We start from the raw sequence: 19,442 nt of genomic DNA on the forward strand, positions 1-19,442 counted from the left end.
TGCTTGTTATTTCACTGGCGTTAACTCCAACACTTTCACTTCAAATGGCGCCAGTGTGATGGTAATATTCTCTTCACTATCCATATTACCAATTCCGGTATTATTGATCACATTAAAGGCCGAAAACCCTGTATGATAGCCTTCCGGCAACTCCAGTACTTCTTTTAACCGGAAAGTAATTTTTGTTGTTTTGGCAGATGGATTCCGCCATGTCAACGTTCCTTCTTTATGGTTCCATGCCGCAAAGCCATATACTTCTTCCTTACCAGGGTCGCCGCCTATCCAGTGTACATCGGATAATAGGTCCCGGTGCTGTGCCGACCACTTCATCCCGCTCGCTAATATATCCCAGCCACTGGCACTCATCAGGTGCGGATTAATATACAACTCCTGCATACCGGTACCATTACCGAAAAATGCCCATACATCTTCTGCCAGTCCTGCCTCATCATTCGTAAACGACGCACCCAGGCCATTTTCATTATTTACTACAATGCCATGATACATCAATGCATTGAGTGGATATAGCCGTGAACGTTGTACGATGTTTTTATATACTTCCGCATCGCGGTAGTTCATCCATTGTTGTCTTTTAGTACCTGCGCCCAGTAAGCCCATGTCTTCACCGGCTCTCCAGATGGCGTCGCCATAATTCAGCCAGTAGGGAGAAGGCCAGGTGCCCACTGTCAGGTTAAAATACAGGTCCGGTTTTATTTTGCGCAAACCGGTAATCACCCGCAGAAATGATTCCACATCTTTCGCATACTTCTCTCCTGCTCCTCCAACGCCATTACCGGCGCCCACTCCATCAAACTTGAAACTCACTACGCCCTGGTGTTGCACAAAGTCTGCGGTGAGCTTCATGAAATAATCGAAATAATGCGGGTCCGCTAAACTCAAACCATTGTCGTTGGGCGTAAATGGCAAATGCAGCTTCTCAATGCTCGCCAGGCGACTGATCTTTTCCTGGTCATAACCACCCCAGGGTGATACCCATACGCCCATGGCCGCATGATACTGGCGGGCCAGCGCTTCCATCTTCTTAAAACCATTGGGCAGCTTGCTACTGAAATACCAAAGCCGGTTATAATCGTCCCAGCCACTATCCCATAAAAAGGCGCTCATCCTGGCTTTGCGCTTTACCACCAGGCTATCCCCAAATACCCGGATACGATCCAGCGCATTTGCCTCTGTAATTTCGCGACCATCATATCCTACGTCGTACCAGGAATTATAATGGGGAAACACGCGATAAGGTACTGCCCTTACTTTCTCGAGGTAAGTTAGAAAACCCCGCCGAAGTTGCCCCGCAGGCGTAACTCCCCAGGCAACACTAACGTCAAAACCGTCGCCGGAGCGCAGTGTGGCCGAAGCCGCTACGCTGCTTTGTGTCATGGTGGCGCCTTCTTCCTGGTGCGCCATCGGATGCTCCAATGCAAAAAACAGGTTGTCCACCAACACCGGCGAACCATCCACCACACCGGAAAGCACCGGTTTTGCCGCCGCCGGAATATTCACCAGCGATAAATCCTGAATGTGATGTTGCGGGTCCGTGAAGTGGAAATATTGTTGAATAAAATTGCAGTTGTCGTGTAATACAATGCGCCATACCATATTGATGCGGTGTGCTTTGTTGGACAAGCCCAATACCAGCTGCTTCCCTGGTAGGCGGTCTACCCCGCGGATGGCCGCTGGCGCCGCTGCCACCCCTTGCTCCTGGCGGCTGGTCACCGTAAAATCGGATGGGAGCAACGTGCTGCCATCGTTCAACTTTAAAATGAACAACTGATTAGCGGCAAATTGCACCTGCGTGGATGATAACTTATCGCGGAACGTCACTGGGCCCAATTGCTCCTTTATCATTCCCAGGTTTACTTCCAGCACGGCATTCTCCAACACATTCTTTCCGGGTAGGGTCACCGCTTTTGCCGGGGCTTTGCCGGCATAAAACACCTGGGCGGGTGCGGGCAGTTGTATGGCCAGCAGGCACACMAGGGCCAGACTGCCAATCCAATTATTTTTCATACATCAATTGTTGAATGGGATAATGTTAACAGATTTTACCCAGAAATACCCGAACAAACGATTGCGTGAATTAATTGGCCCAATATGCCATTCAAATTGTCGTGTTTACACCGTATGCGAACCAGGAATACCGGGTACCTTTAGGAAACTACTAAATCATCACACCATGGAAACCATTACCCTGGAACACGATATCGAAGTATTTTATGTGCAGGCAGATTCTTTTCCAATGGGCATACAGCCCGCTTTCGAAAAACTGACAGCTTTGCTCGGAGATATGACCGGAAGACGCCTATATGGGATCTCCCGCCCGGAAGGAGGCCACGGCATTGTTTACAGGGCGGCAGTAGCGGCTAAAACACCAGGGGAAGGGGATCAGTATGGATTGAGGAGTTTTACCGTCCGCAAGGGGGTTTATATCAGCGAAGTCTTACATCAGTACCAACAGCACCTCATGGCGATAACGCCCACCTTTGAGCGATTACTGGATACACCGGACATTGATCCACAGGGTTATTGCCTGGAAGACTATTTCAACGATACGGATATACGCTGTATGGTACCGTTGAAATAGCATCCCGACGGTTATTACCAACGCAATACCTTACCATCTTTTATCACCGTTGCCGGCGTAAACAGCGTGGCTAAATTAATATATGGATCTACCTTAGTGATCAATAAGTCTGCGCGTTTACCAACACGCACCACGCCCCTATCCTGCAAGCCAGTAACAGCCGCACCGTTAAGGGTAGCGCATTGAATTACCTCCGCAGTGCTTAACCCACACTTGCTCACCAGCAATGCCATTTCCTGCTCTAATGGCACCGCTTCATTCTTTTCCGGATAAATCCAATCGGTGCCTGTAACAATCTTTACGCCCAATTGGTGCGCCATCCGGGTAATCGTCAGCGCATTCCACATTTTATTATTGGTGGCATGGAAAATAGTGGGATCAAGGAAAATATTCCGTTGCTGCATGCCTGTTAGTAATTTTCGTTGCACGAGGGTATCCAGTACGAAATGCTTGTAGATTTGTTCCCATGATTTACTAAAGTTCAAAGTATCTCCTGCCAGCTGCTGGAAACAAAGATCCGCTGCATGAGATAAGCTATTCACACCAGCCGCCACGCCATCCGCCGGTTTGGCAGGGAACACGGTACCATGACTCCATACCTGTATACCCTGTGCGTGTGCTGCTTCTGTAATAGCCGCTATTTGTTTTTTGGTAAGATCTGCATACACTTTAATGCCGGTAACGCCCGCACCTTTGGCTTCGGCAACCGCCAACTGCAAATTTGTTTTCGGTGTAATAGCGCGGTACCAGGGAGTATTACCCAGATCGTTGTCGCCACGGCGTCCTCCTTTCATTAAGTCAAAATACCCGGGGCCCGCAAACTGCGCTGCATAAAATATATCCGGTCCCGTTAGTTGACCGGTGGCCGTTTTCCTTTTATACTCCGCCAGGAAAATGGCGTCGCCCGCCATATCCCGCACGGTGGTAATGCCATGCCGGATCATGTTTTCCAGGATACTATCTGTTTTCAGATGCATGCCTTTCTGATCATCCATATCTACCGTGGCCAGGTGCACATGCGCATCCATCAGTCCGGGTGTGATAAACTGACCCGTACAATCCATCACCGTTACCTTTTCGGTGGGCATGGAACCATCTTCAATGATCCGTTCAATGATGCCATTACGCACCAGGATAGATCCTATACGGGGCTTTACCCCAGCATCGCCATCAATGATAGTGGCATTTTTCAGCAACAGCTGGGCACGGCTGTGCGGCGCGAAGCCAAGCAACGCGAGTAATAGCAATACGCCTTGTTTCATAAAAAGTAGTTATAATTTTTCCAGGTCAGCCACCTCAATGTGTTGCTGAATAATGGTACCGTTTTTATCGATCAGGAAAGTAGCTGGCAGTGATTGTACTTTGTACTGCTTTACAAATTCGCTGTTCATCCCGTGAGGACTTAACAGCTGTGTCCATGGGATCTTATCTGCTGCCACCGCTTTCTCCCACAATTCTCTTTTCTCATCTACGGAAACAGATACAAAGCCAATTCCTTTTTGGCTGAACTTTTCGTACAGGGGCGCCAGTTTGCGGTTGGTAGCGCGGCAGGGAGTGCACCAGGACGCCCATACATCCAATAATACATACTGATGCTGTTTAAACAGGCTGTCCAATGCGATGTTACTGCCATTCATAGCAGGTAAGGTAAACAACGGCGCTTTTTTACCGGTCATATTAAAAGCCGCGGCGGCCTTTTGTTTGTCTGATAATAATTGATAAGTGCTTTGTGCAGCAGGGTGTTGCTGAAATGCCGGCACCAGTTTTTCGAGATTGTCCGGTGACCAGGCAAAAGCATAGTAGTAGCCCATCCAGGCGCCAGCCAGGTTACCCGCATTATTCAATACAAAAGCCAACCTTTTCTGATTCACTTTTTCCGCATATCGGTTGCTTTCAGTATTGGCTTTTAATTTCTCCTCCAGGTTAGGTGCTGTTTCATATTTATGGCCCCATTCATTCCAGGCCTTCTCATCTGGTTTGATGGCTTTCTCAAAATCGCTCCACTTCTTTTGTAGTGCGCCACCCTTCACTATCACCGCCGTATCTTTGGTAACATTGATCGTCACCTTCTCCCCTTCTTCCAACAAAACAGCATCCACAAAAGGTTTCCGCAAACGAACGGAATACACGCCTGCACCTGTAGGCAGCGTATAAGTAACCGTACCGCCGGAAAGCCGCAGCGTATCTATCAACTGCCGGGTAGGCCACTCCCGGTAAATGGTTACTTTTTCTTTCTCTGCATGTAAAGCAGTCGTAAAAGTTAACTGTTGTGCCTGGGTAGCAGTACCAAGCAGCAATACCGCCGAAAGCGCGTTTAAAAATTTCATATACAATTTTTTAAAAAAGGCGGACTAAAAGCATTTTTTAGTCCGCCTGTGAACAGGTGATTACCTGGGATTTTGTATAATGGCTGGGTTTATAGTAATAATTTTCGGTGCAATCTGTAACAGGTAGCGGGCGCTATTCGCTTCCAGGGTATAAGTCACATTCTTATAACTGCGGGTCAGATCTTTTTTGAAGCGTGGATCACGATTCAATCTTTTCAGATCAAACCAACGTACGCCGTGGTACATCAGTTCTCTTCTCCTTTCCTGCAGCACCTGTACCAGAGCTTCTTCTGCTGTGCTAGCCGTTAGCGCGGTGTATTCAGCGGGTTTAAACCTTTTCTGACGCAGAGTATTCAACAGATTGATGGCTTCGTCTTTACTATTACTACGGGCCATGCATTCTGCTTTTGTCAGCATCATTTCTGGTACACCTATACTGTAGTTAATATAGTTAGCGAAATAATCAGGATAAGGATTGACAKGATAAGAGGCATTTTTCAGAATTCTCGTAAACGAATATACGTAGCGTAAGTCCTTCTCTCCCAATATACCCAGTAACTCCGGGTTAATCATAAAACGCGCAATAATGCCGCCCTGGCTGGTAGTTCTGGAGAGAATATTTTCCGGGTTGGCATCTACTGTCGGAAGACCCTTTAAACCGCTATATGGTTTTGCCGGATTACTGAAACTGATCGTATTGTAATCCAACAAGGTATTTTTCAAGGCCAGTGCAGCAGATGCCGCTTTCTGCGCCTGTTCATAATTACCCATATACAGGTACACTCTTGCCTGCAAGGCATAAGCGCCCGCTTTACCAGGATGTACATAATTTCTGCCCATATCCGGTAAGCCACTTTCTGCTAACGCTTCCGACAAATCCTTGATCACCTGATCCAACACTTCCTTTACGGTAGCGCGTTTGGTTTTAGCTTCCAGGTCCGGCACCAGCAGTATAGGAACGGCCAGATCTGTACCGGCGGTAGCTGCCTGGTAATCGTTGCCAAATAAACCCGCCAGGTGGAAATATGCAAAAGCGCGATGGATCTTCGCTTCGGCGGTAATACGACTTACATCTTCCGGGGTACCACCTGTAGCGGTGCCTATTTCCTGCAATACCAGATTGCAGTTATAGATATTCTTATACAACCCATTCCATTCTCCGTCGTCTTCCATTACCTTGAACAGGTCTTTCGCCCAAAGATAGCTCCTGGCACTACGACTATCTCCCAGCAATCCCAGGCCATCATCCGTCAACGCTACATCATCGGTCATCCATTCTTCATATCCATAGGCGGCATCCGCTATCAGCGGATCATTCATAAACAGTTCATACTCTGCCACTGTTTTAGGCAGAAACTTTCCTTTGGGCGTTACGTCCAGGAATTTTTTACAGCTGCTGGAAAACAGCGCCAGCAACGTTATTGAGTATATCGCTAATTTCTTCATGATCTCTTTTTTTACAGTTCAACACGAATGGTAATGGTTGTTACCTTAGGTTCCGGTAAATAATAGCTACCATTCATTGGATCAATAGCTTCCGGATCGATACCGTATTTATTTTTCTTCCATAAGGCCACGTTGTTCATCTGTGCAATCAGGTGTACCCCTCTCAGGAAAGAGCCTTTTAACAAAGAAGCTGGTAGGTTGTAGCCCAACTGTATTTCACGTAAACGGATATAATCACCCGGAATTACGCTATTGGAAGAATATTGCATCGCACGTTCTCTTCCATCGTAGAAGTCGGCCGGATCAAAAGATGGCGTGATCGCTGCAATATCTGTTTTGGCTTCATCACCCGGTTTACGCCAGCGATCTTTAATCTGGTAATTCAACGCATTGGAGAAAGAATAACCATACATATCCGGCATTTCACGGCGGAGCACATTACCAAAATTGAACGTGGTGAGTGCGCTGGCAAAAAATCCACGATAGGTAAATACGTTGGTAAAGCCACCAGAGAAAGGTGCACGATAAGTACCACTATTTACCAACGAAGAGAACTGCGCTACTTTTACCTTCTCACCTTTATCACCATATACCTGTGGATTACCATGATCATCCAGTCCTGCCCAACGATAGCTCCACACCGATTCCCTTGCATATCCTTCTACATATTGTGTAGTACCGGATATCCGGTTTAACTCAGGACTACCATCCGGAATTTTATTCTCTACGATCACGTTTTTATTATAACCGGCGTTCAAACGGCTATTCCATTTGAATTGCCTGGTTTCAATGATATTGCCCTGTATAGCCAGCTCAATACCTTTGTTCCTCATTTTGGCAGCATTGATTTTCATATTGGTGAACCCGACAGTAGGGTCCAGCAACGTGTTCCCTAACAGGTCATAGCCATATTTATTATATGCATCTACGCTGACCTGTAAACGGCCATCATACATCGTCAGATCTACTCCCAGGTTGACGGTACGGGTTCTTTCCCAACGCAGCTTGGGGTTAAAGTTGTTGACCCTCGCATAAAACTCATTGAGCTTGGCAGAATAAAGACGATTGGCCACCAATAATGGTGTAGTAGTCCGATCAAAGTTACCCGTTAATCCCACGGAGCCACGCAACTTTAACATGCTCACATTATCCATATGGAAAAACTCTTCCCGGGCTATATCCCAGGCGCCACCCAATGACCATAACGGCGTACGGCGATATTTAGGATCAGTACCAAATAAGTTCGACTGGTCTACACGATAGCTACCGGTAAAAGTATAGCGATCATTGTAAGTATAGGTGCCTGTACCATAATAAGATCTTTGTCTTTCATCATTGTAGGAAAACAGATCATTTTTGGTGGCATCATACACCGGGATATAATTCCCATCCCACCACTTCTGGTTGCCATTCAGCAACATTTTCTGATCAAACGGCACCCAGCTCTGTAAGTCATCATTATACCCAAATTTTGTGGCGGTAAATCCTTCTGACACGTAACGTTTCACTTCTGTACCGGCAATAAAATTCACAAAATGCTTGCCCTTAAACAGGTTGGTATAATTCAGCTGAGAACGGAACGCCCAGTTGTTATTAGTATACTCCGACTGGTTCAAACGATCACCCTGTGGTAGGTTGTATATCGCTTTATTGCCATCCAGCGTGGTAAACTGGTTAATATAAACACGCTGATCAGAGGAGTACTGTGATACTAAATCACGGCCACTCTGCTTCATACGGTCATACAAAAATCCGGCACTCAGTGTCAGTCCCTTAATAATTTTCCATTCACCCCCTACATTGGTTCTTAATCCGAAGTTCTTATTTCTGTTATTGGATAATCTGGCATCCTGCAGCAAATTCCGGCCATTATCAGCGTAACCTAAGGGTTTTAACTCATCGTTGGCAGCCTTATTAAAATCCGTATAGTCGTATAAGTAATTTCCGTTCGCATCCACCAACAACTGATAAGGCGCCAGCTGCTGTATATTCCCACTGATATTGGGCGCAGTTTTCAGATCCTGGAATACGCTATTGATATCTACATTGAAACGCAGATTKGGATTCAATTCAAAATCGCCCCGCGTATTTAACTGCATCGATTCGGTTTTATCCGTGATGTACACAGATTTACCTTTGTCGTACGAGCCAGACACCATAAAGCGGTATCCTTTACCGCCGCCGGAAAGCGACAGGTAATGGTTCTGCCGTACGCCGGTACGCAACAATAAATCGCTCACCTGCGAACGGTTGGAAATACTTCCCAATGAGTCCTGTTTACGTTTGAATTCCGCATCTGTAATCAACCCCTTATCCAATTGAAAGAGGAGGTCGAAAGAAGGAGAATATCCACCGCGTGATCCTTCGAAGATGTAGGGCTTAATGAACCCTCTATCATACAGTTCTTTATCGTAATCCACCAGATCTGCACTGTTGGCACGTTTCAATGTGGAATAGTCCGGACGCTGTGTGAAGTACATATTAGTCGCGTAGTTCACTTTCAGTTTTCCTTCTTTCCCTCTTTTAGTTGTCACCACAATCACGCCATTGGAAGCCCTGGCTCCCCAGATAGCAGCGGCAGCCGCATCTTTCAGCACATCCACTTTTTCCACGTCATTCATGTTATCCGGTAACTGATTCACCGGAAATCCATCTACGATGATCAGTGGCGCAGTACGTTCTGTTTGTATGGCGCTACCACCACGTACCTGGATATTGATGCCATTCTGCTGACGGTCTTTACTCGTACCGGTATAACCCGTAGCCAGCGTTAATCCGGGGATACTTCCTTCCAGTAAACTGGTGAGCGACTGGCTGCTTCTGCGTTGTATTTCCGCGCTGCCAATCTGGGAATAAGCGCCGGTAGTGTTTTTCCGGGCCAGCGACTGGTACCCCGTAGAAATCACCACTTCGGGGATATTGCGTAAAGACTGACGTAGCGTAACATTGACCATACTTCTGTCGCCCGCTTCCAGTTCACTCGTTTCATAGCCCACGCAGCTGATGCTCAGCTGTGCTTCGTTTGTTTTGAGCTTCATGGAAAAATACCCTTTCTCATCGGTGATAGCGGCATTGGTGCTGCCGGCTTCCCGGATGGTCACCCCTGCATTATACACAATGCCATCGCCTTCATACAGGCCGATACGCCCACGGATACTGCGCTCGGCCAATGCCGGCGTAGCGGTGGTCACCCGGCTCACACTGATCATATTATCATTTCTGCGAAACGCATAACGATAATGTGCTGTGAGGTACTGTAGTACTTCTTCCAGTGATTTTTCACCGGCAGGAATACTGATCATTTCACTGGCGGAAATGGCAGAACCAGCGTAAAAAAAGCGGACTTTATACAAGGCCGACAAGCTGCGAAACGCCTTCTCAGCAGGGACTTTCTCCAAAGCTACCTGCTTCTTCTCCTGCGCTTGCGCGGGCAATAGCGCCAGTGTAAATACTAACACCATCATCATCGCAAACAAGGCATGGGAATGTCTACTCGTTATCCTCGCGGATAACCGGCAAAAACGTAAATACATAATACTACGAATGGTTTTGGTTGATTATTGAATTATTACATTGGTTGAATCAATGAATTGATATTGCTTGTTTAAAGTAAAACACAGTACATCCAATACCGCTGGTAATGCATCATTTTTAAATCGTCCTGAAAAAACTTCCTGTTGTAGCGTGTTATCTTTTATTTGAATCTTAATATTATAACTAGCCTCCAGTTGCAGTATCACATCCTGTACAGGAGTGTGGTCAAATACCATTTCCTGTGCCTTCCAGGCATTCAGGGTGGCTGCTGTAAAGGTGTGCTGCTGTTGTTTGTTTTGGTGAGATGGATCTATCAGCAGGCTTTCTGTAGGCTGCAAATAAGCCACCAGCTTACGTACCCCATGCTGATTGTTTTCTACCATCACCTTACCCGTTTCCAGCAACACCTGTAATGTCCCGTTGGTGGCCGTCATCCGGAAAGCGGTGCCCAGTGCGGTTACAATGTAGCTGCCTCCTGTTACTTCGAAGCGATGCAGCGGATCACGCGATACTTTAAAATAAGCCGTTCCATTCAGGGCCATGCTGCGGATGGTTCTGCCGAAGGCGCTGTCTAGTTGCAGACTGGCGCCACTTTCTAACAGTACATAACTGCTATCCGGCAACACAAATCCTTGCATGGCGCCGCTGGTATTGCTGTAATATAATTTAAGAGGAGTTGCGGCGGTAGCCAGTTTCGGCTGTTCCTTCACCGGCGCAGGGCGGAAATACCATACTGCTGCCAACAGCAGCACCGCGGCAGCTGCAGCCGGATAATACCAGCGCATACGGCGTACAGGCGTAGCTGTTTCCAGCAACCAGGCGTCCATTTTAGCCATGGCTGCCGGCTTTTCCTTTTCCGCCACCAGCAGCCAGCCGGCGGCTTTCACCATGCCGGTGGCCTCCTGAACAATAGCCTCATGCTCCGGATGAGCCGCGATCCAGTTATTCCAATAGTTGACGTCGTTTTCATTCGTATGAAAACAATAATTAATAAACGACGGCTGTCCTATTAACTGGTCTACTGAAATATTGGCCATGCCCGTGTGCTTTTTCTATACAGAGGGAAAAGCAGGATGGATTTACCACAGAAAAAAAATATTTTTTTTGCCCACCTCCTGACGAAGCTGTACAATCGCCCTGTGGGTAAGGTTATAGACCGTACGGAGACTGGTATTTTTAGCGTCTGCAATTTGCTGGAGGGACATATTTTGGAGGAACCGGAGCTCAATAACCTCTCTTTGGGCCGGGGTTAATGTTTGTAAAGCCTGTTGTATACGGGTAAACTGTGCAGTAAAAAGATCGCTGTCTTCCTGGGCCTCCGCGGAAAGATTAATCAGGCTGCTCACATCGGTCAGCTTCTTTTTCTTCCCCCATTGTTCAATTAAACGCCGTTTAAAGGCGGTGAGCAGGTAAGCTGATACGTTGATATCAGACGACAAATTGGCCCGCTTCTCCCAGATATAAATAAAAAAATCGTGCAGATGATCCTTTACGAAAGCCGTGTCGCCATCCAACCACTTACAGCCCCAAACAAACATGCGCGAATAATATGTATCATATAATTCACGGAATGCAGCTTGTTCACCAGCACAAAATTTCATCCAGATATCGCGTTCATCAGGCATACCACATCGCCTACAGGCGTTTCTCTCGTGTTTTGGTTGAGGCCAAAGATATATAAAAGAGCAGAAAGCAGAAAGCGGAAAGCAAAAAGCCATTTTAGCGGATGATCAGAGCGGATTTTGTCTGTGAGCAGGATTATTCTGATTATACTGATTTTGTTTTTTAAGAATTTGGGAAGATAAAAAAGATAAAGGGAGATATAAGCATATGCCTATATCTCCCTTTATCTTTTAAAATCAAAAATAAAAATCAGTATAATCAGAATAATCCTGCTCACAGACAAAATCCGCTCCGATCATCCACTGCCTTACATTTTTTCTTTCTTTCTTATTTCTGCAAACAATGCTTTAAAGGTATTTACGTTGGCCATAGTGCCCGGGCGAACACCTTTGCGCCCATAATATCCATCAATAAACTCTTTCGTATTTACCCACATGGTTTCAAATATACCGGGCATACGCTCCGCCAGCGTGCGGGAGAAATCGGCCTGCAGCGCATTTTTACGGGCAGCATATACCTGTTCCAGCTGCACCATGGCAGACGATTCCTTTCCACACGAAGAAGGTAATACCTGGAATCCTTTCACGGCAAAGTAGGCAGGCGTTGGAGGCGCATCTTCATACTTCCAGTCACAAATCATGATATCTTTCGGTATCATATCTATGGCCCTGGCGGTATTGTTCATACTGGCCTGCCATGCCAGCAGGTTGGTTTCCTTACCATCTATCAGGCGATCGCTCCACATCCACATCTGGCATTTTTTTTCTTTGAGATGCTGATGCAGGGCGGTTACATAAGCCCCAAACAGTTCCGCCGGATCTTTGCCGCCACAACGTGGACACTTATTATACCCGATGATCCAGGCTTCGTCAAGGCCCACGTGAAAGGCATCAGCGCCGGTGACAGCAATCAGTTCATCCACCAAAGGAAAAATGATGTTGAATAAATCCGGATGCTGTGTACACAGGCACTTACTGTAGAAGTCGAACATTCCACCATCCTTCCAGGGCACCGGCGGATTAAAATCCGGCGACTCATCCAGCTGCGGATACTTCTTCAACAGCGGTCCTATCTCCGTTTGCTCGGACTGATGCGCCAGCAGGTTCACTGTTGGAATAAACCGGATCTTCGCTTCCTTACATGCCGCTACAATCTGTTTCAGGTCTTCTTCGGTGATACCATTCCACTCGGCTACTTCCGGATCAGATTTAAACTTATAGGCCAATTCAATTCTTAATGCCAGCGTATTCACACCTTCCGCTACCAATGCTTTTTTTATAAAATCACAGAGCAATGGTACATCCTGCCGTTGCGGCACACTCAACAACAATCCTTTTACGGGAAGTACATTCCATTTAAAAGGAGCGGGCTGTTGTGCGCGTACCTGAAAGAATAACAGCATCAAACAGCCCGCTAATATCATCTTCCTTAACCTGGTCATATTTATTCTCCTATTACTTTTCTAATCCTGTTATTATTTCTATCCAATACATATACCACCCCGTTTTTATCTACTGTTACACCAGTAGGTGCGCTAAACAGGGCCGCAGCGCCCGCGCCATCCGCAAATCCGGCGGTGCTGCCACCAATGTAGGTGGTCACGTCCCAGGTGTTGGCGGTGATTTTACGAATACATTGATTCGTATTCACCGTAGAACCATCGCCGGTGCCATTACCTGCCACAAAGAGGTTGTTGTTCGCATCTACAGCAATAGCCCATGGATAGTCAAAACGGGCATCTGTACCTTTTCCATTTACCAAACCAGTTTGATAAGCTGCCCCCGCAATCACCGTAGGTTCCCAGGTATCTGCTGCAAATTTTTTAATCATAGAAGTACCATTCTCTGATACATACAGGTTGCCTTTGTCGTCTACGGCTACATCCACCGGATACACGAGATTCTTAATGATCTCTGTGGCCGTACCGGAAGGCGTTACCTGGAAAATGCTGCCGGAGCCACGGGCGTTGGCATAATAGATATTGCCATTGCGCTTGTCGATGCCAATTCCCCAGGCTTCGCCCCAGGCAATGAGAGAAGTAGTGCCATCAGCAGTAACCCTGCGGATGGTCCAGTCGGCCGGATCTGCCACAATCACGGTGCCATCTTTGTCAACCGCAACATCCAGCGGCAGAGAGAACTGTGCAGTGGCGCCTTTACCTTCCTGGTATCCGCCATTACCGTTACCGGCCAGGGTGGTCACCGTACCATCCGGTGCTACTTTACGCACGCGATAATTGCCAGCATCTGCCACATAAATATTACCAGCGTCGTCTACATCCAGCCCACATCTTTTATTAAAATTGAAAGAAGAGAAAATGCCCTTCCCATCAGAAAAACCCGCAGCACCGTTGCCGGCCAGCGTGCTTACTTTATAGGAAGTGATATATCCGAACTCTTTTGCGGCGGTAGTAGTTTTTCCGTTAATGGTCACGGTGATTTTACCACTACCTGCTTTTTCCGGTATCACTACCAGGATATGATCGCTGATAACACCTTCCACCAGGGCCTTTACGCCATTTACGGTAACGCTGACAGCAGCCGTATCTGTGGTGAAGTTGCTGCCATAAATGAGCACTTCTGTGCCTGCAGCACCCGATTCAGGCGTAAATTTATCTACGATCACCGGGGCATTGTTGTCGTGTACAAAGCCTTTGTCTTTTTTACAGGCGGCTGCCACCACTATCAGCAGCAGTATCTGCAAACGATATAATATAGTTTTCATTCGTTCTTGTTTAAGTGAAACAGTGACAGTTACCAACCGGGATTTTGTGTGAAGTCAGGATTATGACCACTCACCTTGTCTATCTCGCTTTGCGGAATAGGCAACCAGTAATTTTTCTTCGCGTCAAATACCCGCTTCTCTATCACCGGATAGGTGTAGGTAACGTTCCCACTACCGGAAACGACTACCCCGTGTACATCTTTATTATCCACCTGCTCTGCTATTTTCCAGCGACGTACATCCCAAAAGCGATGATCTTCCAATGCCAGTTCTATTCTTCTTTCGTGACGGATTTTAGCGCGTAAAGCTGCCTGATCGCCGCCACTGTAGGCAGGCATTCCTGCACGGGCGCGCACCGCATTCAATGCATTGTATACATCTGCACCAGGACCTGCCGCTTCATTCTGCGCTTCTGCATAGTTGAGATATAGTTCTGCAGTTCTGATCAGCACCCATTTACGATCACTTCCACCGGTACCGGAAAACAGGTCCACAGAAGGCAGCAGGTATTTACGCTGCCAGTAGTTGGTGGAAATTTGTCCGGAACGTGGGGCATCCGCACCATTAGGGTCCAGTATCTTTCCTTTCCAGGTAGCCCCAGGATACAGGATGGTAGCTTCAAAGCGGGGATCTCTTCCCTCGTAAGGCCTTTGTGCGATATAGCCGGAATTAGGATCTGTAATAGGTAAACCGCTCTTTTTCATTTCATAGTCATCTACCAGCTCCTGTAAAGGCGTAACGTTACCATAACCGTTGGCACTACGGGGATTCATTTCGCGGTCAATACCACCATCGCCGAAAGCGCCAGGGGCTGGACGGCTCCAGATCACTTCCCGGTTGAAATACTGCGTAAAAATATCAGGGTAGCTATCGCTCAACGTATAGCCGTTGGTGACAGCCGTATCCAATGCAGCGCGACATGCTAACGCCGCCTGTTGCCAGCGGGAGAGATCATTGCCAGGATTAAACAACGGACTGGCATAAAACAAACGTACCCGTCCTTCCAGCGCCATGGCAATCATTTTGCTGCCACGTCCCCAGTTAGATGGACGATCGGCGTAAGTAACCGGTAACAAGCTACCGGCTTCCTGCAAGTCTTTCAGAATGCTGGCCGTTACTTCGTCAATGTTGTTGCGTTTATAGTAAAGACTGGCCGGATCATCGAAAGGGCTCTTTTCCGTCAACAGCAAAGGCAGTCCGCCCCAGGTACGCATCAACTCAAAATAATAGTAGCCACGCAGTAGCAACACTTCTCCTTTGAGACGGCCACGGCGTTCCGGATAATTGGGATCTACGGGCACCAGGTCATAGTTAGCCAGGAACTTATTACAGGCGCGGATTTTTCCATAGTAGCTGCTCCACAGATCAGACATCGGAAAATTCGATGGACTCATAGAGCCGGTATTAAAGTTACCTGCATCCGGATAAGAAGCCGAGTTATCAATACTCTGGTTGGTTTCATCCGTAGCACTGTTTAAACCCCAGGCTGATCCCGGTTTAAACATATTCGGTAAGCTCTGGTAAATAGTATTGACAAAGCCCTCTGTATTTTCAATATTGGAAAATACTTCCTTTTCTGTGATCAGGTCACTGGGCTTTCTGTCGAGATAATTTTTACTGCAGGCAGTTGCACACAGCAGCACGGCAGCAATCCCTGTTTTTATGAATACCTTTTTCATCATTATAATTTATCTACCGTGATTAAAGATTGATGGTAATACCTGCGTTATATATGCGCATAATCGGATAAGGTTGCCAGCCCCAGCGTCCGCCGGTGTTGGATTCCGGATCTATACCCAGGTCTTTTACATTATCCCAGCTAATCAGGTTCATACCATTCACATAAATACGCGCACTCTTTATTTTTACGCTCTTCAGTAAATGAGCCGGCAAGCGATAACCTATTTCCGCATTCTTCAACTTCACGTAATCGGTTTTTCTGATCCAGTAAGTAGAGCTAACGAAATTATTGGCCATGTTACTTTCTGACAGGTGCAAAGCCGGGAACGTAGCATTGGCTGCATTTTCCGGTGTCCATCTGCCCTCATGAATGGGACGATAGCTTTCGCGGTAGTTGGCGGTAAGCTGCGAAGAATATATCTGGCGGCCACCGGTAGCGCCCTGGAACAATACGCTCACATCTATTCCCTTATAATCGATGCCGAAAGTGGCGCCGAAATAACCAGTAGGCACATTCAACATCGGCAGCATCGTTCTGTCGGCCTCGTCGATTTTGTTATCACCGTTGAGATCCTTGTATTTGATATCACCGGGAATCAATGGTGCAAAGGTTTGTTTCGGGCTTTTATTGATTTCATCCTGGCTCTGGAACAGTCCTTCTGCAATGTATCCCAGGTCATAGCCGATAGGCAGTCCTACCTGGCTTTGGTAAGGATAGGCCAACTTGGGTTCATCCAGTTCCAGGATCTTATTTTTCACAAACTGGTAATTCAATTTTGCAAACAAGCCTACCTGGCCGGCATTAGCGTTGAGATTCAATTCTGCTTCTATCCCTCTGTTCTGGATACGACCCATATTTCTGTTCAGGTCTGCCGTAATACCCATATAGCCGGGAATGGTGCGAGCCGATACGAGAATATCTTTACGCAGTTCATTGAAGAAGTCCACAGAAAATTTCAGCTTATCTCTCAGAAAACCGGTTTCTATACCGAGGTCTGTTTTAGCGGCTTTCTCCCAGGTAATAACGGGATTACCAATCCTGTTTTCATAATACCCCCCTGCGCCGGAAGCCACGCTACCAAAGGTAAATCCGCCACCACGGGAGTAGTCAGATAAATACAGCCAACGACCGCCGTTCACCTGGTCGTTACCCACGTATCCATGAGAGAAGCGCATTTTCAGGAAGCTGAACGCATGTTGATCTTTCATGAAATTCTCCTGGCTCACGATCCATGCCGCTGAAATAGCCGGGAAAAATCCATAGCGCTTACGCGGAGGGAAGTTCTCCGACCCATTGTAACCGGCGTTGAATTCCAGGTAATATTTGGTCGCATAGTTATAGGCAATTCTTCCCACATATCCTTCGTATACCCGTGGCAGGTTGCCCGACTGGGAACGATAATTACGGTTAAAGAGGAACAAACCACTTACGGCGTGTTTGCCGAAATCGCGGTCGTACATGAGTTTTAGGTCATAGTAATAATATCTTTCTCCGCTGGAAAAGCCGGAGCGTTGCAGGCTGGTAGCTTTGCGGTGTTGGGTATAGGTACCTTCTCCACCGGGATTGGATTTATAGCGATAGGAATCAAATTCCTGATCCAATGCAAAGTTAATATCACCGTAGTTTTCAAAAGTGAAGAGCCCTTTTACTTTCAGGCCGGGCGTAATAAAATCCAGCTTGCGGGTCAATGCCACACTACCATTGGTACTATGCCAGTAGGCATCGAGGTAGCCGTTGCGGGTGATCAGTCCATAAGGATTATAAAAGTCCTCCCGCATGGTACCGGAAGCGATGCTCCCGTTGGGGTTGAGCCGGGGCGTAAGGCGATTCGTCATCTGCGATAATACCACCCAGAAAAATTCGTTGTTGCCACGGTCGCCGGAAGGACTGGTTCTGTTTTCCAGTCGCGATGCCAGATCCACCTGCAGGTCCGTATTTTTGTCCAGGGTGATATCTACGTTAGAACGGAAATTAAAACGATCGTATTTATACTTGATGCCGTAGATGTTCTCATTGGCGTGGTTGTAAATAGGCTCCTGGCGCAGGTAAGATCCGGAAACGAAATATTTTACATACTTCGATCCACCACCGATATTAATATTCAGTGTTTTCTGCGGTGAGTTTTTCCGGATCATTTCGCTGTACCAGTCGGTATTGGGGTAGTCATATGGTTTCAGGCCGGTTTTATAATATTCCAGTTCCTGGTCTGTAAATACAGCAGGCATGCCATCATTTTTAGCGGCTTCATTTTCCAGTACACCAGACTCGTACGAGCTGAGGAAGCGGGGAAAATTAGTAGGCTGCTGCAAAGCATATTGCATATTTACCTGGATATTGGGAGGGCCATCCTTTCCGCGTTTGGTGGTAACGAGTACAATCCCGTTGGCGCCTTRTATCCCGTACAATGCAGTAGAGGAGGCGTCTTTCAGGATAGACACGGATTCTATTTCATTCGGATCAAGCTGACCGATGTTGGCATCTCCCCTGGGCAAACCATCTATGACCACCAGCGGGTTGGTCGCGCCGGTAGTACCAATACCGCGGATAAACAGCTGCGCATCATCGCTACCCGGGCGACCCGAGTGTTGTGCGGTGATCAAACCCGGAAGCCTTCCGGCCAGGGCATTGGATAAGTTGGCCACAGGGCTTTGTTTCAGCTCTTTGGTTTGTATGCTGGATACCGCACCGGTAACACTTTGCCTGGTTTGTTTTTGTCCGTAGCCCAATACCACTACCTCGTTGAGGCCCGATTCTGCTGCTTTCAGTTTAATCAATAACTGCTGACTCCCTTTTACCGGCACTTCTTTGGTTTCATACCCGAGATAGGAAATCACCAGGGTTCCATTTTCCGGTACGGTCATTTTAAAGTTACCATCTACATCAGTAGCGGTTCCTTTACTGGTACCTTTCAACTGCACACTTACGCCGGGGAGCTCCTGACCATTTTCCGCCACTACCTTACCCGATATTGTTATGTCTACCGTACTTTCAGAAATAGCCACCAGTCCACCTTCCAACATTTTGTAGCGAAAGTTTTTGGCCAGTACCTGGTCCAGGATCTCAGAGAGCGTGGCTTCTTTGAAATTCACATCTACCTTTTCATCTTTCGGAAAGGTTTTGTAGTTGTACAGGAAACGGTAGTCGCTCTTCGTTTCCACCCACTCCAGTAGCTTATGCAATGCAATTTGCTTGCTGTTAAGCGTAAACCGGCTCTGCGAGTGCACATCGGCACGCGCCTGTAGGATGAAAGCCGTAATGAGGATGAGGCAAAGCTTCATACACAAGAATGTTTTTCTCACTAAATAGTTGGAAAGGGCTGTTTTTAAACACAGCGATTTTTTCATACATTTGAATTGAACGTTAGACATTTGAAACAATAAAAATCCCTCACGGACTACTTGTTTCGTTCCATGTTTAGCTTTTAAAAGGGAGGTGTGGCGACACTTCCCTCTTTTTTTGGCGGAAAGAGAGTGTTATACAGGTTCTGGTGGAATCGGCGTATTGTTTT

At 47.1% G+C, this 19,442-nt stretch carries 12 protein-coding genes; 1 reads left to right on the forward strand and 11 read right to left on the reverse strand.

The genetic code is table 11. The features are described from left to right. Positions 1–6 precede the first annotated feature (6 nt). Complete coding sequence (locus tag AC1DFM_RS09945; RefSeq protein ID WP_477076563.1) at positions 7–2,025, reverse strand: hypothetical protein; 2,019 nt, start codon at positions 2,023–2,025, stop codon at positions 7–9. 166 nt (positions 2,026–2,191) lie between these two features. On the opposite strand from AC1DFM_RS09945, the gene AC1DFM_RS09950 reads away from it, so the two are divergent. After that, positions 2,192–2,599 (forward strand): hypothetical protein, encoded by a 408-nt coding sequence (locus tag AC1DFM_RS09950; RefSeq protein WP_477076564.1) that lies wholly within the window; start codon positions 2,192–2,194, stop codon positions 2,597–2,599. Positions 2,600–2,613: 14 nt separating this feature from the next. On the opposite strand, the gene AC1DFM_RS09955 is transcribed toward AC1DFM_RS09950, so the two are convergent. The 10 genes from AC1DFM_RS09955 to AC1DFM_RS10000 all read right to left on the reverse strand — a co-directional run bounded on the left by AC1DFM_RS09955 (position 2,614) and on the right by AC1DFM_RS10000 (position 19,212). Next, complete coding sequence (locus AC1DFM_RS09955; RefSeq protein WP_477076565.1) at positions 2,614–3,861, reverse strand: amidohydrolase family protein; 1,248 nt, start codon at positions 3,859–3,861, stop codon at positions 2,614–2,616. A gap of 9 nt (positions 3,862–3,870) precedes the next feature. Beyond that, complete coding sequence (locus tag AC1DFM_RS09960; RefSeq protein WP_477076566.1) at positions 3,871–4,926, reverse strand: TlpA family protein disulfide reductase; 1,056 nt, start codon at positions 4,924–4,926, stop codon at positions 3,871–3,873. 60 nt (positions 4,927–4,986) lie between these two features. Next, complete coding sequence (locus AC1DFM_RS09965) at positions 4,987–6,372, reverse strand: RagB/SusD family nutrient uptake outer membrane protein (protein WP_477076567.1); 1,386 nt, start codon at positions 6,370–6,372, stop codon at positions 4,987–4,989. Positions 6,373–6,383: 11 nt separating this feature from the next. Continuing rightward, the gene (locus AC1DFM_RS09970) at positions 6,384–9,905 is read right to left on the reverse strand and encodes a SusC/RagA family TonB-linked outer membrane protein (RefSeq protein WP_477076568.1); all 3,522 of its coding nucleotides are present in this window, start codon (positions 9,903–9,905) and stop codon (positions 6,384–6,386) included. Between the two features lie 24 nt (positions 9,906–9,929). Next, positions 9,930–10,943 carry a FecR family protein gene (locus AC1DFM_RS09975; protein WP_477076569.1) on the reverse strand — a complete coding sequence of 338 codons (1,014 nt, stop codon included), beginning with the start codon at positions 10,941–10,943 and terminating at the stop codon, positions 9,930–9,932. A 42-nt stretch (positions 10,944–10,985) separates the two neighbouring features. After that, positions 10,986–11,507 carry an RNA polymerase sigma factor gene (locus tag AC1DFM_RS09980; protein WP_477076570.1) on the reverse strand — a complete coding sequence of 174 codons (522 nt, stop codon included), beginning with the start codon at positions 11,505–11,507 and terminating at the stop codon, positions 10,986–10,988. A gap of 329 nt (positions 11,508–11,836) precedes the next feature. Then, positions 11,837–12,970: a family 20 glycosylhydrolase gene (locus tag AC1DFM_RS09985; protein WP_477076571.1), complete on the reverse strand. Its 1,134-nt coding sequence runs from the start codon at positions 12,968–12,970 to the stop codon at positions 11,837–11,839. A gap of 2 nt (positions 12,971–12,972) precedes the next feature. Beyond that, positions 12,973–14,253 (reverse strand): IPT/TIG domain-containing protein, encoded by a 1,281-nt coding sequence (locus AC1DFM_RS09990; protein WP_477076572.1) that lies wholly within the window; start codon positions 14,251–14,253, stop codon positions 12,973–12,975. A 29-nt stretch (positions 14,254–14,282) separates the two neighbouring features. After that, on the reverse strand, positions 14,283–15,932 hold the full coding sequence (locus AC1DFM_RS09995) for a RagB/SusD family nutrient uptake outer membrane protein (RefSeq protein WP_477076573.1): 1,650 nt from the start codon (positions 15,930–15,932) through the stop codon (positions 14,283–14,285). Positions 15,933–15,954: 22 nt separating this feature from the next. Beyond that, positions 15,955–19,212 (reverse strand): SusC/RagA family TonB-linked outer membrane protein, encoded by a 3,258-nt coding sequence (locus AC1DFM_RS10000; RefSeq protein ID WP_477076574.1) that lies wholly within the window; start codon positions 19,210–19,212, stop codon positions 15,955–15,957. Positions 19,213–19,442: the final 230 nt, after the last annotated feature.

This window comes from Chitinophaga sp. 05T412, from assembly GCF_056396465.1.